Source organism: Kitasatospora sp. NPDC038210, assembly GCF_055600605.1.
The window spans coordinates 59,249-80,747 of sequence record NZ_JBVJYK010000026.1; the positions used below are offsets into that span (position 1 = coordinate 59,249).

17 protein-coding genes are annotated in these 21,499 nt (G+C 73.0%); 10 read left to right on the forward strand and 7 right to left on the reverse strand.

The annotated features are described in order from the left end of the window. Positions 1 to 192: 192 nt before the first annotated feature. The 5 genes from adhE (at position 193) to ACZ7KX_RS35065 (ending at position 8,218) form a co-directional block, all read left to right on the forward strand. Positions 193 to 2,886: a bifunctional acetaldehyde-CoA/alcohol dehydrogenase gene (adhE, locus tag ACZ7KX_RS35045; protein ID WP_470330071.1), complete on the forward strand. Its 2,694-nt coding sequence runs from the start codon at positions 193 to 195 to the stop codon at positions 2,884 to 2,886. A gap of 99 nt (positions 2,887 to 2,985) precedes the next feature. Continuing rightward, positions 2,986 to 5,253 carry a formate C-acetyltransferase gene (gene pflB, locus ACZ7KX_RS35050; RefSeq protein ID WP_470330029.1) on the forward strand — a complete coding sequence of 756 codons (2,268 nt, stop codon included), beginning with the start codon at positions 2,986 to 2,988 and terminating at the stop codon, positions 5,251 to 5,253. Between the two features lie 268 nt (positions 5,254 to 5,521). Continuing rightward, on the forward strand, positions 5,522 to 6,241 hold the full coding sequence (pflA, locus tag ACZ7KX_RS35055) for a pyruvate formate-lyase-activating protein (RefSeq protein ID WP_470330072.1): 720 nt from the start codon (positions 5,522 to 5,524) through the stop codon (positions 6,239 to 6,241). A 234-nt stretch (positions 6,242 to 6,475) separates the two neighbouring features. Further along, complete coding sequence (locus tag ACZ7KX_RS35060; RefSeq protein ID WP_470330030.1) at positions 6,476 to 7,600, forward strand: DUF4185 domain-containing protein; 1,125 nt, start codon at positions 6,476 to 6,478, stop codon at positions 7,598 to 7,600. A gap of 183 nt (positions 7,601 to 7,783) precedes the next feature. Then, positions 7,784 to 8,218 carry an SMI1/KNR4 family protein gene (locus ACZ7KX_RS35065; RefSeq protein ID WP_470330031.1) on the forward strand — a complete coding sequence of 145 codons (435 nt, stop codon included), beginning with the start codon at positions 7,784 to 7,786 and terminating at the stop codon, positions 8,216 to 8,218. Between the two features lie 52 nt (positions 8,219 to 8,270). On the opposite strand, the gene ACZ7KX_RS35070 is transcribed toward ACZ7KX_RS35065, so the two are convergent. Beyond that, a complete protein-coding gene (locus tag ACZ7KX_RS35070; RefSeq protein ID WP_470330032.1) occupies positions 8,271 to 9,482 on the reverse strand; it encodes a damage-control phosphatase ARMT1 family protein in 1,212 nt (403 codons plus the stop codon). A 134-nt stretch (positions 9,483 to 9,616) separates the two neighbouring features. Next, positions 9,617 to 10,189 carry a TetR/AcrR family transcriptional regulator gene (locus ACZ7KX_RS35075; protein ID WP_470330033.1) on the reverse strand — a complete coding sequence of 191 codons (573 nt, stop codon included), beginning with the start codon at positions 10,187 to 10,189 and terminating at the stop codon, positions 9,617 to 9,619. 122 nt (positions 10,190 to 10,311) lie between these two features. Between ACZ7KX_RS35075 and ACZ7KX_RS35080 the strand changes: the two genes are divergently transcribed. Beyond that, the gene (locus ACZ7KX_RS35080) at positions 10,312 to 10,752 is read left to right on the forward strand and encodes a nuclear transport factor 2 family protein (protein ID WP_470330034.1); all 441 of its coding nucleotides are present in this window, start codon (positions 10,312 to 10,314) and stop codon (positions 10,750 to 10,752) included. Here the strand turns inward: ACZ7KX_RS35080 and ACZ7KX_RS35085 are convergent. Next, on the reverse strand, positions 10,677 to 10,940 hold the full coding sequence (locus tag ACZ7KX_RS35085) for a zinc-binding dehydrogenase (protein ID WP_470330035.1): 264 nt from the start codon (positions 10,938 to 10,940) through the stop codon (positions 10,677 to 10,679). The genes ACZ7KX_RS35080 and ACZ7KX_RS35085 overlap by 76 nt on opposite strands. A gap of 9 nt (positions 10,941 to 10,949) precedes the next feature. Between ACZ7KX_RS35085 and ACZ7KX_RS35090 the strand changes: the two genes are divergently transcribed. Both ACZ7KX_RS35090 and ACZ7KX_RS35095 read left to right on the forward strand, forming a co-directional pair. Then, on the forward strand, positions 10,950 to 11,123 hold the full coding sequence (locus ACZ7KX_RS35090) for an SbtR family transcriptional regulator (protein ID WP_470330073.1): 174 nt from the start codon (positions 10,950 to 10,952) through the stop codon (positions 11,121 to 11,123). Between the two features lie 197 nt (positions 11,124 to 11,320). Continuing rightward, positions 11,321 to 15,484 carry an AAA domain-containing protein gene (locus ACZ7KX_RS35095; RefSeq protein WP_470330036.1) on the forward strand — a complete coding sequence of 1,388 codons (4,164 nt, stop codon included), beginning with the start codon at positions 11,321 to 11,323 and terminating at the stop codon, positions 15,482 to 15,484. A 99-nt stretch (positions 15,485 to 15,583) separates the two neighbouring features. On the opposite strand, the gene ACZ7KX_RS35100 is transcribed toward ACZ7KX_RS35095, so the two are convergent. Further along, positions 15,584 to 16,849 carry a ParB/RepB/Spo0J family partition protein gene (locus ACZ7KX_RS35100; RefSeq protein WP_470330037.1) on the reverse strand — a complete coding sequence of 422 codons (1,266 nt, stop codon included), beginning with the start codon at positions 16,847 to 16,849 and terminating at the stop codon, positions 15,584 to 15,586. After that, the gene (locus ACZ7KX_RS35105) at positions 16,849 to 17,496 is read right to left on the reverse strand and encodes a ParA family protein (RefSeq protein WP_470330038.1); all 648 of its coding nucleotides are present in this window, start codon (positions 17,494 to 17,496) and stop codon (positions 16,849 to 16,851) included. Before ACZ7KX_RS35105 ends, ACZ7KX_RS35100 begins: the two co-directional genes overlap by 1 nt. Positions 17,497 to 18,127: 631 nt before the next feature. On the opposite strand from ACZ7KX_RS35105, the gene ACZ7KX_RS35110 reads away from it, so the two are divergent. Further along, positions 18,128 to 18,652: a hypothetical protein gene (locus tag ACZ7KX_RS35110; protein ID WP_470330039.1), complete on the forward strand. Its 525-nt coding sequence runs from the start codon at positions 18,128 to 18,130 to the stop codon at positions 18,650 to 18,652. Positions 18,653 to 18,815: 163 nt separating this feature from the next. Here ACZ7KX_RS35110 and ACZ7KX_RS35115 read toward each other — a convergent pair whose 3' ends face one another. After that, positions 18,816 to 19,868 carry an Lrp/AsnC family transcriptional regulator gene (locus ACZ7KX_RS35115; RefSeq protein WP_470330040.1) on the reverse strand — a complete coding sequence of 351 codons (1,053 nt, stop codon included), beginning with the start codon at positions 19,866 to 19,868 and terminating at the stop codon, positions 18,816 to 18,818. Between the two features lie 218 nt (positions 19,869 to 20,086). Between ACZ7KX_RS35115 and ACZ7KX_RS35120 the strand changes: the two genes are divergently transcribed. Next, positions 20,087 to 20,806, forward strand: coding sequence for an SDR family NAD(P)-dependent oxidoreductase (locus ACZ7KX_RS35120; protein WP_470330041.1), 720 nt, complete (start codon positions 20,087 to 20,089; stop codon positions 20,804 to 20,806). A 10-nt stretch (positions 20,807 to 20,816) separates the two neighbouring features. Here the strand turns inward: ACZ7KX_RS35120 and ACZ7KX_RS35125 are convergent, their stop codons facing one another. Then, the gene (locus ACZ7KX_RS35125) at positions 20,817 to 21,371 is read right to left on the reverse strand and encodes a MarR family winged helix-turn-helix transcriptional regulator (protein WP_470330042.1); all 555 of its coding nucleotides are present in this window, start codon (positions 21,369 to 21,371) and stop codon (positions 20,817 to 20,819) included. Positions 21,372 to 21,499: the final 128 nt, after the last annotated feature.

Sequence of the window (21,499 nt, forward strand, 5' to 3'; positions counted from 1 at the left end):
CCCGGGCCGTTCCCGGGCCGCGCCGGGCGGGCCGGCCACGATCGCAGGCCCGCCGGGGAAGGGACCTTCGGCCCGGAGGAACGGTCCAACGGCGCTTCTCCGCAAGGGCGTTGCCGCGACAGGCTGGAGTTCGGAGGCGCGGACCGGCCACGGATGCGCCCCGACCGGATGACGAACCGAGAGGTGACCACCATGCCCCGCCGACGCCCCGAGGCCGAGACCGCGGACGAGACCGAGGCCCGGACAGGGTCCCCCAGCAGCGTCAGCACCGTGAACAGCGTCAGCGACGTCAGCACCCCGTCCGCCGTCGACGCACTGGTCGCCTCCGCGCTGGAGGCCCTGCAGGAGTACGCCTCGTTCACCCAGGACCAGGTCGACCACATCGTCAGGAAGGCGTCCCTGGCGGCGCTGGCCCGGCACACCGGACTCGCCGTGCTGGCGGTGGAGGAGACCGGGCGCGGGGTGTTCGAGGACAAGGCGGTGAAGAACGTCTTCGCCTGCGAGAACGTCACGCACGTGATGGGGCGCACGAAGACGGTCGGGGTGGTGTACCGGGACGAGATCGACGGGATCGTGGAGATCGCCGAGCCGGTCGGGGTGGTCGCGGGCATCACCCCGGTGACCAATCCGACCTCGACCGTGATCTTCAAGTGCCTGCTGGCGCTGAAGACCCGCAACCCGATCGTCTTCGCCTTCCACCCCTCGGCCCAGCACTGCTCGGCGGAGGCGGCCCGGATCGTGCGGGACGCGGCCGTGGCGGCCGGCGCCCCGGCACACTGCGTCCAGTGGATCGAGGAGCCGTCGATGGCGGCGACCGGCGCGCTGATGAACCACCCGGACGTGGCGACGATCCTGGCCACCGGCGGGAACACGATGGTCCGGGCCGCGTACAGCTGCGGCAAGCCGGCGTTGGGCGTCGGCGCGGGCAACGTCCCGGCGTACGTCGAGAAGAGCGCCGACCCGAAGCGCGCGGTCAACGACATCGTGCTGTCCAAGACCTTCGACAACGGCATGATCTGCGCCTCCGAGCAGGCGGTGATCCTGGACGAGGAGATCCGGGAGGCGGCGCTCGCCGAGTTCCGGAAGCTCAAGGCGCACCACGCCAGCTCCGAGGAGAAGGTGCTGCTGGAGCGGTTCCTGTTCGGCAGCGGCGACGGCGGCTCCTGCGCCGGAGACCGGCTGAACGCCGACGTGGTGGGCCGCCCGGCCGCGTGGATCGCCGGGGCGGCGGGCTTCGCGGTGCCCGAGGACACCTCGGTGATCCTGGTGGACTGCGAACGGGTCGGGCCGGCGGAGCCGCTGACCCGCGAGAAGCTGTGCCCGGTGCTGGCTGTGCTGAGCGCCGGATCGCGCCGCGAGGGCGTCGAACTGGCGGCGGCGATGGTGGAGTTCAACGGGCTCGGGCACTCGGCGGCGGTGCACACCGAGGACGCGGCGTTCGTGGAGGAGTTCGGGCACGAGGTCAAGGCCTGCCGGATCGTCTGGAACGCGCCGAGCTCGCAGGGCGGCATCGGCGACGTCTACAACGCCTTCACCCCCTCGCTGACCCTGGGATGCGGCAGCTACGGGCACAACTCGGTGTCGGGGAACGTCTCGGCACTCAACCTCGTCAACATCAAGCGGATCGGGCGGCGCAACACCAACATGCAGTGGTTCAAGGTCCCGCCGAAGATCTACTTCGAGCGCAACTCGGTCAAGTACCTGGCGAGCATGCCGAACGCGCACCGGATCGTCGTCGTCACCGACCACACGATGGTCCGGATCGGGCACCTGGAGCGGATCCGCGGCGTCCTGGACCGGCGCCGGGAGCCGGTCGAGGTGCGGGTGGTCGACTACGTCGAGCCCAACCCGAGCATCGACACGGTGCGCCGCGGCGCCGAGCTGATGCGGGAGTTCGAGCCGGACACGATCATCGCGCTGGGCGGTGGCTCGCCGATGGACGCCGCCAAGGTGATGTGGCTGATGTACGAGCACCCGGAGGTCGAGTTCGCCGACCTGAAGGAGAAGTTCTTCGACATCCGCAAGCGCGCCTTCACCTTCCCCGACCTGGGGGAGAAGGCGAAGCTGGTGTGCATCCCGACCACCTCGGGCACCGGCAGCGAGGTCACCCCGTTCGCGGTGATCACCGACACCGGGACCGGCCAGAAGTACCCGCTGGCCGACTACGCGCTCACCCCGAGCGTGGCGATCGTGGATCCGGCGCTGACCACACGGCTGCCGAAGGACGTCACCGCCGACTCCGGCTTCGACGCCCTCACCCACTGCATCGAGACCTACGTGTCGGTCTACGCCAACGACTTCACCGACGGGCTCGCCCTGCAGGGCATCCGGCTGATCTTCGAGAACCTGGAGCGGGCCGTGGCGGACGGCCCGGAGGACCCGGTGGCCCGCGAGAAGATGCACAACGCCGGGACGATCGCCGGAATGGCCTTCGGCTCGTCCTTCCTCGGCGCGGTGCACGCCATGGCCCACACCCTGGGCGCCACCTTCTACGTCGCCCACGGGCGCACCAACGCCCTCCTGCTGCCGCACGTGATCCGCTGGAACGGTTCCGCCCCGACGAAGGTCACCGGCTGGCCCAAGTACCAGAGCTACCTCGCCCCCGAGCGCTACCAGGCCGTCGCCCGGATGCTCGGCCTCCCGGCCGCCACCCCCGAGCAGGGCGTCGAGTCGCTCGCCGCGGCGGTCGAGGACCTGCGCGACAGGGTCGGCATCCCGCGCTCCTTCAAGGCGGCCGGCGTCGACGAGGAGGCCTTCCTGGCGGCCCTGCCGCACCAGGCGATGAACGCCTACGAGGACCAGTGCGCCCCAGCCAACCCGCGCATGCCGATGCTCGCCGACATGCAGCAGCTGATGCGTCAGGCCTACTACGACGACCGGTCCTGAGGACCGACGGCCCCGGCCCGCCGGGACCTTCCGGACGAGGACCGGGGCCGACGGCGGGACCACCACGGTGGCGGTGAATCCGAGAAGGGAGCCGAAGAGATGACTGTCCGGCAGCACGACGAGACGACTCGGGACGCCTGGGAGGGATTCCGGGGCGGACGATGGCGGGAGACCGTCGACGTCCATGACTTCATCCGGCACAACTACACCCCGTACGAGGGCGACGCCGCCTTCCTGGCCGGCCCCACCGCGCGGACCACCGCGTTGTGGCGGCGGATCACCGACCGCTTCCCGGAGGAACGCGCCAGGGGCGTGTACGACGTCGCGCACGACGTTCCGTCCTCCGTCACCGCGCACGCGCCCGGGTACATCGACCGGGGGAGCGAGCTGATCGTCGGCCTGCAGACCGATGCCCCGCTCAAGCGCGCGATCATGCCGAACGGCGGCTGGCGGATGGTCGCGGGTGCGCTGCGGACCTACGGCTACCCGGTCGACCCGCAGCTGGAGAAGATCTTCACCGCGTACCGCAAGACCCACAACGCCGGGGTGTTCGACGCCTACACCCCCGAGATCCTGGCGGCCCGCCGGGCCGGCGTCATCACCGGCCTGCCGGACGCCTACGGGCGCGGCCGGATCATCGGCGACTACCGCCGGGTCGCCCTCTACGGCGTGGACCGGCTGGTCGCGGCCAAGCTCGCGGAGAAGGCCGAGCTGAACGCGGCGCCCGCCGACCCGGCGGTCCTGGAGGAGACGATCCGCGAACGCGAGGAACTCGCCGAGCAGATCCGGGCGCTGGGCGAGCTCAAGGAGATGGCCTCGGCCTACGGGTACGACGTCTCCGGTCCGGCCCGCACCGGCCGCGAGGCGCTCCAGTGGCTCTACTTCGCCTACCTGGCGGCGGTCAAGGAGCAGAACGGCGCGGCGATGTCGCTCGGCCGCACCTCGACCTTCCTCGACGTCTACCTCCAGCGCGACCTGGACACCGGGCACCTCACGGAGGAGCAGGCGCAGGAACTGGTGGACGACTTCGTCATCAAGCTGCGCATCGTCCGCTTCCTGCGCACCCCCGAGTACGACGAGCTGTTCTCCGGGGACCCGACCTGGGTCACCGAGTCGATCGGCGGCATGGGCGCGGACGGCCGCACCCTGGTCACCCGGACGTCCTTCCGCTTCCTGCAGACCCTGTACAACCTGGGCCCGGCGCCCGAGCCGAACATGACCGTGTTCTGGTCGCCGCGCCTCCCGCGGGGGTTCAAGGAGTTCTGCGCCCGGGTGACCATCGACACCTCCGCCGTGCAGTACGAGTCGGACGAGCTGATGCGCCCGCGCTTCGGCGACGACACGGCGATCGCCTGCTGCGTCTCCGCGATGGAGGTCGGCAAGCAGATGCAGTTCTTCGGGGCCCGGGTCAATCTCGCCAAGACGCTGCTCTACGCGATCAACGGGGGCCGGGACGAGACGTCCGGCGACCAGGTCGGCCCGGCCACCGCCCCGGTCGGCGACGGCGTGCTCGACCACGACGAGGTCCTGGCCCGCTTCGACGAACAGCTGGAGTGGCTCGCCGAGACGTACGTCCACGCGCTGAACGTCATCCACTACATGCACGACAGGTACGCCTACGAGCGGATCGAGATGGCCCTGCACGACCGGGACGTCCGGCGCACGATGGCCTGCGGCATCGCCGGCCTCGCGGTGGCCGCCGACTCGCTGTCCGCCATCAAGTACGCCGAGGTCACCCCGGTGCGCGACGGGACCGGGCTGGTCACCGACTACCTGATCGAGGGCGACTACCCGGCGTACGGCAACAACGACGACCGGGCCGACGGGATCGCGGTCCGGCTGGTCGAGGAGTTCATGGCGAAGGTCCGCAAGCACCCCACCTACCGCGGCGCCGAGCACACCCAGTCCGTCCTGACCATCACCTCCAACGTGGTCTACGGCCGGAAGACCGGCAACACCCCGGACGGCCGGCGGGCCGGCGAGCCGTTCTCCCCGGGCGCCAACCCGATGAACGGCCGGGACGGCCACGGCTTCGTGGCCGCCGCCCTGTCCGTCGCCAAACTGCCCTACGAGCACGCCCAGGACGGCATCTCGCTCACCAACACCGTCGCCCCGGACGCGCTCGGCCGCACCGAGGCGGAGCGGATCAGCAACCTGGTCGGCGTGCTGGACGGCTACGTCGCCTGCCACGGCTTCCACATGAACGTCAACGTCCTCGACCGGGACACCCTGCTGGACGCGATGGCCCACCCGGAGGAGTACCCGCAGCTGACCATCCGGGTCAGCGGCTACGCGGTCGACTTCGTCCGCCTCACCCGCGAGCAGCAGCTCGACGTCATCAACCGCACCTTCCACGACGCGCTCTAGGCCGGTCTTCGAACCCCCGGACGTGGGGTGCGAAGACCGGGCCCGGGCAGCGCGACCGACCGTCCACGCGGCGCCGGCGCCCGCTCCGACCAGCGGACGCCGGCACCCCACCGTCCTCCGGAGAATCGCCATGACCGAACCCGTCCTCCGCGAAGGCCCGCCGCGTCGTCCCCCGGCGGCTCGCGCTCCGAGTGCCGCCGAACCGATCGCCGTCGAACCGATCGCCGTCACCCCCGCGGCCGCTGTCACCCGGCGCCCGGTCGGCGGCATGCTGCACTCCTGGGACCTGTCCACCGGCGTGGACGGCCCCGGCACCCGCTTCGTCGTCTTCCTCGACGGCTGCCCGCTGCGCTGCCTCTACTGCCACAACCCCGACACCCGCCACATGCGCGACGGCCGGCGCACCTCCGCGGACGAGATCGTCGCGGAGGCCGCCAAGTGCACCGGGTTCATCCACGCCTCCGGTGGCGGCGCCACCGTCAGCGGCGGCGAACCGCTGCTCCAGCCGGTCCTCACCGGCGAGCTGCTCCACCGCTTCAAGCACCGGCTCGGCCTGCACACCGCCCTGGACACCTCCGGCTTCCTCGGCGCCCGCGCCACCGACGCCCTGCTCGCCGACACCGATCTGGTGCTGCTGGACATCAAGTCCTGGGACCGCGCGCTCTACCGGCACCTGACCCACCGGGAACTCGCCCCGACCCTGGACTTCGCCCGTCGGCTCGCCGACCTCGGCAAGGAGACCTGGGTCCGGTTCGTGCTCGTCCCCGGCCTGACCGACCCGCCCGGGAACGTCGAGGGCGTCGCCGCGTTCGCCGCCTCGCTCGGCAACGTCACCCGCGTCGACGTGCTGCCCTTCCACAAGCTCGGCACGGAGAAGTGGCGAGCGCTCGGTCTGGAGTTCACGCTCGCGGACACACCGATGCCCACCCGCGACCAGACGGCCGCGGCCCGCGCCGTGTTCGCGGCGCACGGGCTGCACGTCGTCTGACGGGACGGCGCCGCTGCGCGTCGGGACACCCCGGTTCCGTCCCCGGCCGGGCCCGCGGCCGGGGACGCGGCCCGGGCTCGAACGAGCTGCGTGCGGATCGTGAACTCCGGTAACTCCTAACCAATTTGAGTGAAGGTTTGTTCACCGGTCGATCGGGCGCCGGTGGATCGCCGTAGCCTCGGGAGCCGCAGGAAGCCGCGGGGATCCAGTCGACTCGGAAAGGCCATCGACACCATGACCCACTCATCGGGCGGGAACGACGCGACGACCGGCGGGCCCTCCCGCCGCACGCTGCTCAGGATCGGTCTCGGCGTCGCCGTGGGGGCGGGGGCCATCGGCACGGGTGCTCCCGCGGCGGTCGCCAACGGCCCGTACGACCCGACCGCTCCGACGATCGCAACCAAGATCAAGAACCTCAGCGGGCCGGTCGAGACCGGGCCGTTCGCCTCGCCGTGGACGGACCTCGGCATCCCCGTGCGGTGCCCGGACGGCACCATGCTCTTCGTCTGCGGCGACACCTTCGACGGCGACCGGGTGGGCACCGGCGACTGGCGCGCCCCGGTCGGCCTGCGCTCCGGCAGCGCGGACCCCGACAACCTGCGCATCGACGGCAGCGTCGGCGGCGACCACGCCAGGAGCCTCGTCGACGAGCCGCACAACCCGGTCGGCGACAAGTTCACCACGGCGATCCCGTCCGACGTGTTCGTCGTCGACGGCGTGATGTACATGCACCTCATGCGCGGCGTCATCTACGACACCCACCACACCGACTTCTGGCGCTCCACCGACAACGGCGAGACCTGGGAGTACCTCTGCCAGTGGCCAGGGGACCTGCACGGCGGCCAGTTCCAGCAGAAGACGTACGCCGTGGCCGACGACGGCTACTGCTACGTGCTGTCCACGGTGTTCAACCGCGACGTGGAATCGGGCATGCTGCTGCACCGGGTCCGGCAGGACAGTCTCGGCAACCCGGACGCCTACGAGCCGTGGGGCTTCACCGACGGCGGCTGGCGGTGGAACGCGCCCGCTCCGACGACCGTCTTCGGCACCCGCAGGTGGGGCGAGATGTGCTTCCGTGCCATGGACGGCAAGTACGTCCTCACCTGGCTCAACATGGACCCGCTGTCGATCAGGGCGATGGTCTTCCCCCTCCCGACCTCGGACCTGACCAGGACGCTGGAGCAGACCATGATCCTGCCCGGCGCCCCGGGCCAGGAGGCCGGCAACCTCGTCGCCAGCCCGTACGGCGGCTTCGTCGTCCCCGGTTCGACGTTCGGCAACTTCCACATCGTCGTCAGTCAGTGGTACGACGACACGAACTACCGGATCATGCAGTACCGGATCAACATGCTGTCCTGAACCTGATGCCGAACGTGAGGCCGGACCTCGACCTGAACGTGAAGCCGAACCCTGGACCTCAAGCTCAACCTGAAGCTGCGCCTCGACCTGAACCTGAGGTTGAGGTCGAGGTCAAGGTCGAGGTCGAGGTCGAGGTCGAGCCTCGCGCCGAGGTCGGGCCGACCCCTGGGTAGTCTTCGGGCCATGTGGAGAGAAGCGGCTCGTGAGGCCTTCCCCGGGGCGGGGTTCCGGAGTCCCGCGCAGGTGACGGCGCTCGCCGAGGCGGAGCGCCGGCTCGGGTGCGGGCTGCCGGCCGAGCTGAGGCAGCTGTTCCTGGAGAGCGACGGAATCATCGGGCGCACCGCGGTGGACACCGTGTGGCCTCTCGAAACGGTCGTCGATCGGAACCTGCTCTTCCGTTCCGACGCCTCCTTCGCCCAGCTGTACATGCCCTTCGACGCCCTGCTCTTCTTCGGCGACAACGGGGGCGGGGACCACTTCGCGTTCGTGCGGACGCCCGAGCGTCCGGACGTCTTCGTCTGGGAGCACGAGGACGACAGCCGCCGGTGGGTGGCCCGGGACCTGGCGGACTACCTGGGCCGTTCCCTCGCCGGGGGCGGGGACGACTGGTACCGGTAGCCGCCGGCCCGGTGCATCCCGTGGGGTGCCGTCCCGTGGGGTGCCGTCCCGCCTACCGCCGGGCGTCGACCTGCACGACGGCGTGGCGGCCGTCGGTGCGCCACGGCGTACCGGTGTCGTCGAGCCGGGCGACGGTGGTGGCGTCGACGCCGACGATCACGTCCGACTTCAGGGTGCGCAGGGCTGCGACGGCGGAGGGGAAGTGCGAGGTCGCGGCGGTGAACGGGGTGGTCGGCGGCCAGAGCCGGTCGCCGACCAGGCGGCGGTAGTTGAGGTCGCCCTTGACGACGGTCAGCGCCGCGTCCGCGAACTCGGCCCGGAGGTCGGCGGGCATGTCGTGGAAGGGCAGCGGCGCACAGAAGAACGGATGCGTGCGGACCGCGAGCGTGCCGCTGCCCATCGCCCGCCACAGCCGATCGCCGGCCGCCGCGGCGGCCGGCGTGGGCGCGGCGCGGAGGCGTTCGAGCGCGGCGAGGACGTCGGCCATCGTCGCGTCCGACACGAAGTACGGCTGCGGCTTCACGTACAGCGTGACCTGCGCCGCCGGGCCGCCGGTCAGGAGGTGGTCGATCAGCACGAGGTCCGGCAGCAGCTCCCGGCCCGCGTTGTCGGCGACGACGCAGAGCCGTCCGCCCCCGGCCCGTTCCAGCGCGGCCCACAGCAGTGCGCTGTTGTCGGCGACCAGGCCGGACGCGGCGGGCCCGCCTGGCTCCGCGGTGATCCCGAAGCTGAGGTCCGCGCGGTTGCCCCACAGCGAGGACGACAGCAGCGCCTCCCGCTGGCGGGCACGCGGCAGCCCGTCGAGGGCGTCGAGCGCGGCCAGTTCGTCGTCGACCGCCGACCCGCCGAGCTCGGCGGCCTTGAACGGCGCGAACGGGTCGATGCCCTGCCAGGCGCCGGGCCGGAAGTAGCCGGTGGCGTCGAGGAGCCGCCGGTAGAAGTAGCTCTCGGCCCACAGGAACGGAGCCTCGCCCCACGGCCTGCCCCACAGGCCCTCGCCCCACGCCAGCCACCTGGCCGCGTCCGCGGCGTCCACCGCGTCCGACGCGTCCGGCCCATCCGCCGTGCCGCTCGCGTCCGCGCGCAGCGGCTCCAGGACGCCGTCGGTGCTCTCCACGAGCAGCCGCTCGACGGCCGACCGCTCGGCGGGGCCGTAGGGGAGGGCGTCGAGGACCCGCCGGACGAGCTCGGGGTGGCGTACGTGGAACACGCTCCAGGGGAAGGACCCGGGGACGTCACTGCGGATCACGGGCGCGTTCGACACGGTGGGGCTCGTCCCTCGTCGTCATCGGGCAGGTGGGTGCGTCGGTCGCTGACCTTACGCGGGTGGCGGCCCGGAGTCGCGACGCGGTGCTGCGGCGCGGAGTCGCGGCGCCGGGTTGCCGTGCCTCCGGGGTGTCACTGCGGCCGCAGTCCGGCGAAGACGACGTCGAAGATCCGCTCCCGGGCCCCGGGGTCGGCCGCGAGCTGCTCGGTGGCCGTGCCGACGCCGACGAGCAGGGCGATCAGCTCCGGCAGGCCCACCTCGGGGCGGACGGCCCCGGCCCGCTGTGCCGCGGCGAGGAGTTCGGTCAGCTGGGACCGCATCTGTTCGGTGGACTCCCGCAGGGAGGCGTGCACGTCGACCCCGGCCTCGGCCAGGGCGCGGGTGAACTCCTGCTTGCCGGCGGAGTGTTCGACGATCAGGCGGAAGCAGGCGAAGAAGGCCTCGGCGGGCTCGGCCTCGGCCGCGAGTTCCGCGGTGCGCGCGGTGATCGTCTCCAGCCTGCGGACCATGACCGCCTCCAGCAGCGCCTCCTTGGTGGGGAAGTGCCGGAAGAGGGTGCCGACCCCGACCCCAGCGGCGCGGGCGATCTCCTCGGTCGGCACGCCGATGCCGCGGGTGGTGAACACCTCGGTGGCGGCGTCGAGCAGCTTGGCCCGGTTGCGGGCCGCGTCGGCGCGCAGCGGTCGTTCCGATGCCCCGCTCATGCCTGTCTCCTCCCGTCCGCGGCGCGCGCGGATCTACCCCTGGACAACCGGAGTGGCTGGTCCGTATCGTTTGAAGCGGAGTCGCTAGTCCGATTCTAGCGGCGCGATCCTGGGGGTTGATCATGTCCGAAACGCTGTCGCCGCGCGAGGTCTTCCTCAAGCTGCTGGAGGGCATTACCGACGGACGGTTCTCCGAACTGGCCGAGCTCTACGCCGAGGACACCGTCGTGGAGACCGTCTTCGAGCCGGTCGGGCCGCGCCGGTTCGAAGGGCGAGCCGTCCTCGCGAAGCGGTTCGCGGAAGTCGCCGAGCACTCGCCCCTGCGGCTCACGGCGGAGAACGTGGTGATCCGGGAGACCGGCGATCCCGAGGTGATCGTCACCCAGTGGGACTACCGGGCCCACCACCGCGCCACCGGTCGGGACTTCGAGACCGCGAACATCCAGGTCCTGCGGGTCCGCGACGGTCGCATCGTCCACAGCCGGGACTACCACGACCACCTGGCCTTCCACGCGGCCGGCGGCACCCTGCCCCAGCTGGTGGCGGCCCTGGAAGGCGAGTAGCCGCCCCCTGCCGGAACGGGTCGGGCGACCACCCTGAGGACGATCTTGCCCGGCAGGTGGCCCTGTTCGGCGCGCGTGCGGGCCCGGGCCGCCGCGCTCAGCGGGAAGACGCTGTCGATGCCGACGCGTAGCCGGCCGGCGCCGATCGAGCGCGCCGGCTCGGCCGGCTGCGCCCCGCCGGACCGCACCTACCGCTGCTGCGCGCGGCCCGGGCGATCGGGAAGGTCCGCCCCGACGTCGACGGCACCGACCTGTTCGCCCTGGCCAACGCCCTCAGCCGGACCGCCGACCAGGCGCCCTCGATCGCCGCCCGCCGCGACCACCCGCTCGCCCCGGTCATGGACGTCCTCGCCGACTCCCGTGCCGGGTGAGCCGTACCGGCCGATCGGTGCCGGGTCCGGGCGCCGGCGGAGCGGTAGCCCCCCGCCGCGCGGGCGCCTCCGGGGCCGCCCGCAGCGGGCCCGCCGCCGGCACTCGGCTCACCCGCCCGGCGTCCGGTAGATTCGGCCGCCGGCTGACGGCACACGAAGCGGCTGCGCGCAGCAGGTTCGACGCGAGGGGGCGACGGGTGGGGAGCGGGGACGGGCGGGGCCGGCGGGCGGGGAACCTGCTGGAGTGCTGGCGGGCGATCGAGCTGTTCAGCCCGCCGTCGATCCCCGAGGTGCCGCGCAAGCGCCGCGCGGGCCGGCCCCGGGCCTCGGACCCGGTCGTCGTCGACGTCACGCCGGCCGCGGGCCAGGCGGCGGCGCTGCTGCCCTGGTCGCCGGAGCACCCGGAGACGGCGGCCAGGCGTGCGCCGCGCGGGATGGTGTGGCGGCACGAGGTGTACGGCGGGGTCTTCGAGGTGGAGCGGCTGCGCCAGGCGATGATCGCCGTGCTGCCGGCGGGCACCGACCCCGATCCGGGGGTGCCGCAGGAGGAGCTGAAGCTGTCGGGCCGCAGCGCGATGTTCGCGCTGGTCCTGGACGAGCACGGGCGGCCGGTCGAGGAGACCTCGGTGGTCTCCGCGTGCGCCTGGGCGACGGGGCGGCTCTTCGACCCCGGGCCGTCGACGCCCGGGTGGCTGGACGGCTTCGAGGAGTTGGGCGAGGCGTTCGAGGTGGCGGTGGGTCAGCTGGCCGCCGCGCCGATCCGGTACGCGCCGGGGCCCCGGCTGCTGCCGAACCCCCTGCCGTACTCGCTGCCGAACCCGCTGCTGTCCCGGCCGGTGGGCGGCACGGTGCCCGGACGTGCGGGGGCCGGCGGAGAGGGGGCCGAACCGACGGGCGGCTGGCGGCAGTTGCTCGCGGAGGTCCTGGGCGGGGCGGCGGTGGCAGCGGTCGGGGCGCTGTTCGGCGAGGTCGCCGGGGCCGCCGTGCAGGGGGCGACGGAGCCGCTGGTGCGGCGCGTCGCCGAGTGGTCGGCGGCCCGCCGGACGGGACGGCAGGACGCCGAGGGGCCGGGGGCCGCGCCCGCGCCGCAGCCGTCCGCCGAGGTGCCGTCACCGGCCGGCTCGCCCACCACCGTTGCGCCCGTTTCCCCCGACCGGCCCGATGGGCCTGATGGGCCCGACGGTCCGGACGGGACCGACGAGGACACCGGCGCGCGCCCGGTCGAACTCGCCGACCTCGTCGCGCTGACCGCCCAGATCGCCCACCTGTGCGGTGTCGAGGAGCACCTCGACCCGCGCGTGATCCGGGTGCAGAGCCGGCTGGTGCGCCTCCCGCGCGATCCGAAGGCCAAGGCCGTCGCCCCGCAGCCGTTCCTCAACAGCTTCCTCCCGCCCGACCTCGCCCGGGTCGGCGCGGCGCTCGCCGACAGCGGCGGCGAGGGCCTCGGCCCCGCCCTGGAGGCCTATCTGACCGCTCGCCAGGACATCCCGGTCGCCGCCCGCACCGACCTGCTCGTGGACCGCCTCACCGTCCTCGAAGGCGTCGACCCGGCGCTCGTCCCCGCCGGGCGCTGGCCGGCCAAGGCGCGCTACCCCCTCGCGCTCAGCCAGCAGTTCGCGGTCAACCGCATGCTTGCCGACCGCGCCACCGGGACGACGGCCACCACCCCGGCCCCGGACGCCGGCGGCCTGTTCTCCGTCAACGGCCCGCCCGGCACCGGCAAGACCACCATGCTGCGCGACCTGGTCGCCGCCCTCGTGGTCGAGCGCGCCGCCGTGCTGGCCGGCTACCGGCGGCCCGAGGAGGCGTTCGTCGGCCGCGCCTGGCGCGGCAAGGACCGCCAGGGCGTCCACACGCGCTTCGTCTCCGCCCTCGACCCACGGCTCACCGGCCGCGAGATCGTCGTCACCTCCTCCAACAACGGCGCGGTGGAGAACATCACCGCCGAACTGCCTGGCGCCACCGCCCTCGACGAGCACTGGCACGGCGGCCCCGACCACTTCTCCGACCTCGCCTCCGCCCTGCTCGGCGGTGCGCCCGCCTGGGGGCTGGTGGCCGCCGTCCTCGGCAACAAGACCAACCGCACGCGGTTCACCGAGCGCTTCTGGTGGGGCCGCCTGCCCGAGGACGAGAACGCCGTCCGCACCGCCGCCGGCCTCCCGCCGGTGCGCGGCATGAACGCCGTCCTCGGCGACTGGGTCCCGCCGAGCGCGCCCAGGACCGCCGCCCGCACCCCGCGCGACCGCCGCACGGCTTCGGCCACGGCCCCGGCGACCGTGACAGCGCCCCCCGCCGCCCCCGCCGAGCCCGTCCCGTCCTGGCCCGAGGCCGTCGCCGCCTTCCAGGCCGCCCAGGCCGAGGTGGAACGCCTGCGCGCCGAACGCGCCCGCCTCGCCACCGCGCTGGCGGCCACCCGGTCCGACCGGCTCGACGCCGACCTCGACGCCCTGCGCGCCGCCGTCGCCCGCGCCGACGACCAGGTGGCCGCCGCCCGGACCCGCTCCGACGCCGCCGCCACGGCCGTCGAGACCGGGGCGAGCGCCGTCCGCACCGCCGAAGCCGCCCACGAGGCCGCCGACCGGGGCGTCTCCCGGGCCCGCCAGGCCCTCGAAGAAGCCCGGAGCGTCCTGGCCGTCGCCCGCGAACGCGCCGACCAGCACCGCCGCCAGGTCGACACCCTCACGGCCCTCCACGACGAGCCCCCCACCGCACAGTCGGGCCTGCGCGCCGGGCTGCGCCGCATGCTCCGGAGCGAGGCCGAGCGCCAGGCCGCCGAGCAGCACCGCGAACGCAGCCAGGCCGAACTCCTCGCCCTGCTCGTCGAGCAGCACACCGCCCTGGCGGACGCCAACGGCCACATCGCCCGCTGCGTGCGCGCCGAGGAGCAGGCCGCTGCCGAGCTGCGCACCCGCTCGACCACCGACGTCACCGCGGCCGCCACGGCTGCCGACTTCGCCCGAGCGCTGGAGCGGGCCGCCCTCATCGAGGAGTCCGCCGCCCACGAAGCCCTCCAGCGGGCCCAACAGGACGCCCGCACGGCCCTGCAGGAGCTGGAGAGCGCCGTCGCCCGCGTCGACGCCGCCCACCGCTCCCTGCGCGAGGCCGCCGAGACCCTCCCCTCCCTGCCGCTGGACTGGCTCCACCTCGACGACCCCGAGCAGGAACTCGGCGCCCCCTGGGCCGACGAGGCCTGGAGCACCGCCCGCAGCGACCTGTTCCTGCGCGCCCTCGACCTGCACCGCGCCTTCGTCGCCAACACCGCCAAGCGGATCCGCAGCAACCTCCAGGTCCTGGTGGAGCTCATGGCCGGCACCAACGGCCCCGTCCCCGACGAGCAGGTCCTGCACGCCTGGCAGACCCTCTTCCTGCTCGTCCCCGTCGTCTCCACCACCTTCTCCTCGATCGGCAGCATGTTCGCCCGCCTCGGCCGCGGCTCCCTCGGCTGGGTCCTCGTCGACGAGGCCGGCCAGGCCACCCCTCAGGCCGCCGTCGGCGCCCTGTGGCGCGCCCGCCGCGCCGTCCTCGTCGGCGACCCCCTGCAGCTCGAACCCGTCGTCACCATGCCCAGCGCCCTGCAGCGCCGTCTGCTGCTCGCCCACGGCGTCGACGAGGAGTGGCTGCCCTCCGCCACCTCCGCCCAGGCCGTCGCGGACCGGGTCAACCGCTACGGCACGTACCTGCCCGCGCCCACCGGCGCCGAGGACGAGACCGTCTGGGTCGGCTCACCGCTGCGCGTCCACCGCCGCTGCGAGGAGCCGATGTTCACCGTCAGCAACGAGGTCGCCTACGGCGGCCTGATGGTGTACGGCACCCACCCGCAGCCCTTCCCCGACCCCGAGCACGACGGCCTGCTGCCCAGCCGCTGGCTCGACACCCCCGACCCCGGGCGCCCCGCCGACGCCCCCTGGGGCGAACGCGACCGACGTGCCCTCACCTTCCTGCTGCGCCGGCTCGACCAGCACGAGGTCGGCGTCGACCGCCTCCGCATCATCGCCCCCTTCCGCGCCCTCGTCCGGGAGGCCCGCGACACCTGCCGTACCCTCCCCGGCTGGAGCGCCGAACACCTCGACGAACGCTGCGCCACGGTCCACAAGGCGCAGGGCAAGGAGGCCGACGTCGTCATCCTGCTGCTCGGCGCCGGCCGCCGCGGCGCCCGCGCATGGGCGGCCGGCACCCCCCACCTCCTCAACGTCGCCGCCAGCCGCGCCAAGCGCCGCCTGTACGTCGTCGGCGACCGCGCCCTGTGGGCCCCGCTGCTCCACTTCGACGTCCTGGCCGACGAACTCCCCGTCTACGACCACATCGAGGACCGCGACACCTGGCCCCTCGACACTCCCGAACCGCCGGCCCCGCCGGCGTAGGCCACCAGGCCCGGACGGGCCACGACCGACCCGGAGAACACCGGAAAACAGCAGTGTCCCGCTCCACCCCGAACGGGTGGAGCGGGACACCAGGGTGTGTCAGCTGCTGGTCGTCAGCAGACGGTTCGCCAGGGCGTCGGCGAGGCGGTAGGCCTCGTCGGCCGAGAGGGTACGGCAGATGGCGTCCGCCAGTTCCTCGACGTTGTGCCAGTCGACACCGCCCAGATCGGCCTGCGGGGCTGCGACCGCCGGCTTCTCGCGCTGCTCCGGCATCGGGACCGCGTCGGAATTTTCCGCGGAAAATCGGTCGGTGCCCGAAGCGGGCTCGGCGCTCGCGGACGGAGCCGCCTTCGGAGCCGCCGGGGCTGCAGGTTCCGGCCGAGGCGCGGTCGGCGTCGTCGGCGCCACCTGGGCTGCCGCCGACGGCGCGGCCTCCGCAGCCGGTCGGCTGACCGGCTCGGCAGCGGCCGGGGCGGGCACCGGGGCGGCTACCGCGGCGGGTGTGGTGACCGCTTCGGCGACCGGCTCGGCGACCGGTGCCGACGCGGCCGCCGACTGCGGAACCGGCTGCGGAGCCGGCACGCCGGCCGGGGCGGCCTTGACGCCCGCCTTCGCCTGCAGCCGCGCCGCCCGCTTGAGCGCCACCGCGTCGGCGTCGGCCTGCAGCAACTGGTCCAGCTCCGCCGTCTGTTCGGCCAGGGACATCTCCTCGATGCCCTTCACCGACCCCAGCCGCCGGGCGACGTTGATGGAGACGCCCTCCTCGCCGCGTGCCTTGGCCCGCACCTGGCGCTGCAGCTCCGGGTGGAGCTTCAGCAGGTTCTTGCGGTGCGAGATCCAGCTCTGGGACCAGCCCTCGGCCTCGGCGGCCTCCTTGGCGGTGGGGTACTGCGCCACGATGAGCAGGACCGCGTTGGCCTCCTCGATCGGGTCGAAGTCCTTGCGCGCCATGTTCTCGTCGAGCGCCGCCCGCAGCAGGGTCGCCTTGGACTCGGCCACCGAGTCGTCGACGACCACGAGCAGCTGCTCACGCCCGTACAGCTGCGCCGCGGCCCGACGGCGGTTGCCGTTGACGACGACCACGTCCTGCGGGCCCGCGCCGAGCACCTGCCGGTCCTCCGGCCACAGGCGCAGGTAGGCCGCCGGGGTGACGGCGAGGCAGCTCTGCAGCTGGCGGTCCTTGATGCTCGCCAGGTCGGAGAGGTCGCCCAGCTCGTCGCGGGGGTTGCGCGGGTTGGGGAGGCAGTTGGCGGTGGGGATCCACCGGGCCGGGGTGTTGTTGGCGCTGCTGCCGCTTTCCACCCCCGGGGCGTCGACGACCGGGTCGGCGGCCATCGAGGCGAAGGAGACACGACGGCCTGCCATCAGCGACCCCCGTACCCGAGTTCGAGGGACAGGCGGAAGAAGTCCTCGCGGGCCCGGTAGGCGGTGCCGCTCTCCTTGTACTGGGTGACGACGGTGCCCTCGGCCACCGCCCGCGAGTGGATCTTGTACCGGCGCAGGACGGTCTTGGCGCGGGGCCAGCCCTTCGCCGCGATGTACGCCTCGGTGTCCTCCAGGTCGGCGCGGCCGTCGCGCGGGTCCCAGTTGTTGACGACGATCCGGAAGGGGATGTCCATCGGCTCGATGACCTTCTGGATGGTCCGGGCCGTCGGGTCGAAGCACAGCGGCTCGGTGATCATCGGGACCAGGACGTCGTCCGCGATCTCCAGCGCCCGGCGCAGGATCTCCTCGTCGGCCAGGGTGCCCGGCGTGTCGATGAAGATGTGCTGGTACTCGTCCTTCTCGCCGAGCACGTCGAACGTGCACGCCGCGAGGTTGACCGTCGTGGTGGTCTTGCCGACGCCGCCCTTCTGGTTGGCGATCACGTGGATCTTCGCGCCGGTGTTCTTGAGGTGGATCAGCTGTTCGGCGTGGTCGTGCGCCGCCATGAAGTCGAAGGGCAGGTTGTCGCCCACGCGCTCCGCCCAGACGACGGCGGACCCCTGGGGGTCGGTGGACACGACAAGCACGGATGGCTTCATGATGTTCCGTTCTCTCCGTGGGCTTCCCGGGCTGACTGCCCGGTACTGCGGATGTCCGCCGTTCAAAGCCGCGAACGGTGGACGGGGACAGCATTGCAGATGATCAACTGGGAGTCGGACGCGACCCGCCCGCTTTCGCGCACAATGATCGTCTCCGGCGCCCGGTACCGTCCCCCGGAAAGCGGTTCTCTCCCCGCATGAACGGCCCTCCGCCCCGGTGATCCGGGAAACCGCGGGCCCGGCTGCGGCGGAGGGGGGAGGGAACAGGAATCGGGCACGGCACTCGCCGATTCACACACCCGGGAAATCGCCGGAAGTGACGTTCCGGAAATCATGACGGGCCGCCAGATCGAAAACCGCCGGAATTCCCCCGCGTCCGGACCGGCGGACGGCCACCCCGACGGCCGACGGGTCGCCGACGGCCGCCGAGGCGCCCGAAGTCCCGGAACACCACGACAGTGGACAGTAGACAAACGATGGACGCGCGGTGGGCGGCACGGGCCGCATCGAGCCGTCCCGCCCGTCCATCGCTTGTCGCCCGGCGCGGCGGATCGTTCACCACGGCGCAGGCACACGGCCCGCGCCGCCCACCGGAACACACACGGAATCGAGGGAAACCATGCGCATCTCCGCACGCGTCGCGGCGCTGGCCACGGTGGCCGCCATCGGGCTCGGCACCATCGCCACCGGCACCGCCCAGGCCGCCCCGGTCACCGCCACCGCCACCGCTTCGGCCGCCGTCAAGGCCGCCCAGCCCGCCCCGGCCGGCGTCCAGGCCGCCCGGAGCACCACGGTCCACCTGAGCAACAAGACCGGCTGCACGCTCTACCGGACCAACTACTCCCTGGCCCACGGCATCTGGACGCAGGAGCCGTACCTGGGGCTGGGGGACGGCGCCGACCAGACCTTCGGGTCCGAGAGCAACGGGTTCATGACCGGTACCGAGGGCCTGGTGCAGTACGTGTCCTACAACTGCCAGCAGAGCTGGCGCAACGGCAAGTACGTCCAGCTGCACTGGGCCAACCCCTACGTCGGTTCCAACAGCTATGACGAGAACGGCACCGACGGCGGCGTCTTCGCCCCGGTCCGTCAGGGCGGCGGCGGCGACAACGCCGACGTCTTCTGGACCGTGTGGGGCGCCTGATCCCGCCGTCGGGCACCACCACGCCGGAGCGGTCGGATAGTTCGGAGTCCGCCGGCTGACGGGCGGTGCCCCCCGCCAGGTGTCGAACGGCCCGCCCCTGTCCGGGCCGTTCGGCACCACCGGGGGCGGACGCGCCGCCGAGCGGCCGGTCGCGCCCGTCCTCTCAGCGCCGGGCGCGAGCGCCGCGCGGCTCGACGAGGCGATCGCCGAAGAGCCGGGTGCCCGCTTGTTTGACGTGTTTCAGCACGGGTGAGACCTCCATGCTCTGCAAGCCGTCCAGGGACCCGATGCGATCCGACGTGAACTCGAACAGTTCGTCGAGATCCCGGCAGTGTGCGACGGCGTGGATGTTCCAGGGCCCGGAGACGGCTGCGACGAAGGCGATCCCGGGTTCCTGCGCGAGTGCGCGGCCGGCGTTCTTCACCGCCGACGGGTGCACGCGGAGCCAGAGGTTCGCGCGGGCGTGGTAGCCCAGGGCCGCTGCGGCGATCTCGACGTCGATGTGCACGACGCGGCGCCGGAGCAGGGTGTCGAGACGCCGCGAGACGCGACCCGGAGTGAGACCGGCGGCTGCGGCGAGGTCGACGAGACCGGCGCGGCCGTCCGCGGCGAGCGCATCGAGCATCTTCTCGTCCTCGGGGGTGAGCTGCAGCGGCTCGCGGGCGACGACCGGAGACTCGGTGAACGGGGGCCCGCCACTCCCCAGCGCTGCTTCCTCCTCCGGGGACAGCGTGCCCGCCAGGGCGGACCAGTAGTGGCCGCGCCCGCCGAGGAACTGACGGAGCATGGCGAAGGCGTTGACGTCGACCACCGCGGCCGTGCGGGGAAGCCGCTGCCCCAGGAGGTCCTCGCGTTGTTCCCGCGTCCGGGACTGCGTCGCGCAGGTGATCTCGCAGCCCGCCGCGCCCAGGGCCACCCAGTTGACGTCGTCCCGCTCGGCGAGCGCGTCGGCGATCGCCGGGCCGCTGCCGGGGCGGCAGCGCAGCCGCACCAGCCACCTGCTCTGCCCCAGGGCGCCCGGGTTGACCACGCCGGCCACGCGGATCACACCGTCGGCGCGCAGCCGGCGGTAGCGGCGGTTGACGGCCCCCTCGGTCAGGCCGAGGGCGGTCGCGATCGCGGCGAACGAAGCCCGCGGAGCGATCTGCAGCGCCCGGATGATTCGTACATCATCAGGCTGCAGCGAAGCGGATTCCATCATGAGTGCCCTCGGCATGTCGGCAATCCTACGAACGAGCGCTCGTGGCTCGCCCGCGGTGCCGTGCGGAGGAAACACTCGGGGCGTAGGGGGTTCAGGGCGCAGGGGTTCGCGGCGAACGGGATTCGGGGCGCACGGGTCGAGGGACCGCAGCGACGGGCGCCGCCCCGTGGCGGTCCCGGCGTCCCGACGACACCCGAACGGAGTACGACGCCCGTGGAACGGAGTTGACGCCCATGTCATCGAACGGCACCGCACACCAGCACCAACCGACCGTCCTGATCGTCGGGGCCTCGCGCGGCCTCGGCCACGCGATGGCGGCGGAGTTCCTCGACCGGGGGTGGAGGGTCGTCGGTACGGTCCGCGACCTCACCGCCCGGACGCCGCTGCACGAACTCGCGGACCGGGCCGACGGGCGGGTGACCGTCGAGCATCTCGACCTCAACGAGCCCGGCCACCTGCCGCTGTTGCACGAACGTCTGGCGCACCGCCGACTCGACGTGCTCTTCGTCAACGCGGGCACCACCAACAACGAGCGGACGCCGGTCGGGGCGGTCCCGACGGCCGACTTCGTCGACGTGATGGTCACCAACGCGCTCGGCCCCATGCGCGCCATCGAAGCCCTCGAAGACCTGGTGCCACCGGCGGGCCTGATCGGGGCGATGTCCTCGGGACAGGGCAGCATCACGAACAACACGGCCGGCGGCCGCGAGGTCTACCGGGGGAGCAAGGCAGCGCTGAACATGTTCCTGCGGAGCTTCGCGGCCCGGCAGAGCGGGACGCGGCGCGCCTTCGTCCTCATGGCGCCGGGCTGGATCCGCACGGCCCTGGGCGGTCCGGACGCGCCGTTCACGATCGACGAGACCGTCCCCCTGCTGGTGGACGTCCTGCTCTCCCGACTGGGCACGCCCGGCCTGGCCTATCTGGACCGCTTCGGCCAGACCGTTCCTTGGTGAGCCCTGCCCGCTACGGCTGGGCCGAGCGGCCCGACTGAGGCTCCTCCGTCTCCTCGCACCCGGAGTCGGCGGCCTCGACGAGGTTGTGCTCCAGGCGTTCCAGGGTGTGCAGGGCCTCCGCGCGCTCGTCGGGGGTCAGACCGGAGGTGACGAGGTCTTCGAGCGTGCTCCAGCTCTGTTCGACCTCTCGGCGCAGGGCGTGGCTGGCGGCCGTGGGTTCGATGAGCGACGCGCGCTTGTCGGTGGGGTCGGGGCGGCGGCGGACGAAGCCGGCCTGCTCCAGGCGCTGGACGGTGCGGGTCATGGTGGCGGCGTCGGAGTCCAGCAGGCGCACGAGGTCGGTCTGGCGCCGGGGGCCGAGTTCCCACAGGTGCATCATGACGAGCTCCTGGCCGGGGTGCAGGCCGATGCGGCGCAGGAGCTGTCCGGCGTACATGCGGTGCAGGCGGGCGAGGCGGAAGATCGCGTGGCTGACGGGCCCGCCGGCGGCGGCGGCCGGCAGCGGAACGCTGGCTCCCTGAGCGGATCCCGCGGGATCCTTCCCGGCCTTCGGGGACTGGGTCATCTCTTCCTCACTTCCTGATCGGGCAGCTAACTCTATCGTGCGGCTGCGCTCCCTCGCTGATCCGCCTGCGTTCGTACGGCAAGTTCCCTGTTGGGTCCGCATGGCTGATGCCAGGTGGCTGCGGAGGA

What these genes read in the sequence shown, in the direction of transcription:
- ACZ7KX_RS35115 (WP_470330040.1), bottom strand. Translation starts at nt 19,868, where the DNA reads ATGCCGAGGGCACTCATGATGGAATCCGCTTCGCTGCAGCCTGATGAT.
- ACZ7KX_RS35125 (WP_470330042.1), bottom strand. Translation starts at nt 21,371, where the DNA reads ATGACCCAGTCCCCGAAGGCCGGGAAGGATCCCGCGGGATCCGCTCAG.
- pflB (WP_470330029.1), top strand. Translation starts at nt 2,986, where the DNA reads ATGACTGTCCGGCAGCACGACGAGACGACTCGGGACGCCTGGGAGGGA.
- pflA (WP_470330072.1), top strand. Translation starts at nt 5,522, where the DNA reads ATGCTGCACTCCTGGGACCTGTCCACCGGCGTGGACGGCCCCGGCACC.
- ACZ7KX_RS35080 (WP_470330034.1), top strand. Translation starts at nt 10,312, where the DNA reads ATGTCCGAAACGCTGTCGCCGCGCGAGGTCTTCCTCAAGCTGCTGGAG.
- ACZ7KX_RS35100 (WP_470330037.1), bottom strand. Translation starts at nt 16,849, where the DNA reads ATGGCAGGCCGTCGTGTCTCCTTCGCCTCGATGGCCGCCGACCCGGTC.
- ACZ7KX_RS35120 (WP_470330041.1), top strand. Translation starts at nt 20,087, where the DNA reads ATGTCATCGAACGGCACCGCACACCAGCACCAACCGACCGTCCTGATC.
- adhE (WP_470330071.1), top strand. Translation starts at nt 193, where the DNA reads ATGCCCCGCCGACGCCCCGAGGCCGAGACCGCGGACGAGACCGAGGCC.
- ACZ7KX_RS35075 (WP_470330033.1), bottom strand. Translation starts at nt 10,189, where the DNA reads ATGAGCGGGGCATCGGAACGACCGCTGCGCGCCGACGCGGCCCGCAAC.
- ACZ7KX_RS35065 (WP_470330031.1), top strand. Translation starts at nt 7,784, where the DNA reads ATGTGGAGAGAAGCGGCTCGTGAGGCCTTCCCCGGGGCGGGGTTCCGG.
- ACZ7KX_RS35060 (WP_470330030.1), top strand. Translation starts at nt 6,476, where the DNA reads ATGACCCACTCATCGGGCGGGAACGACGCGACGACCGGCGGGCCCTCC.
- ACZ7KX_RS35110 (WP_470330039.1), top strand. Translation starts at nt 18,128, where the DNA reads ATGCGCATCTCCGCACGCGTCGCGGCGCTGGCCACGGTGGCCGCCATC.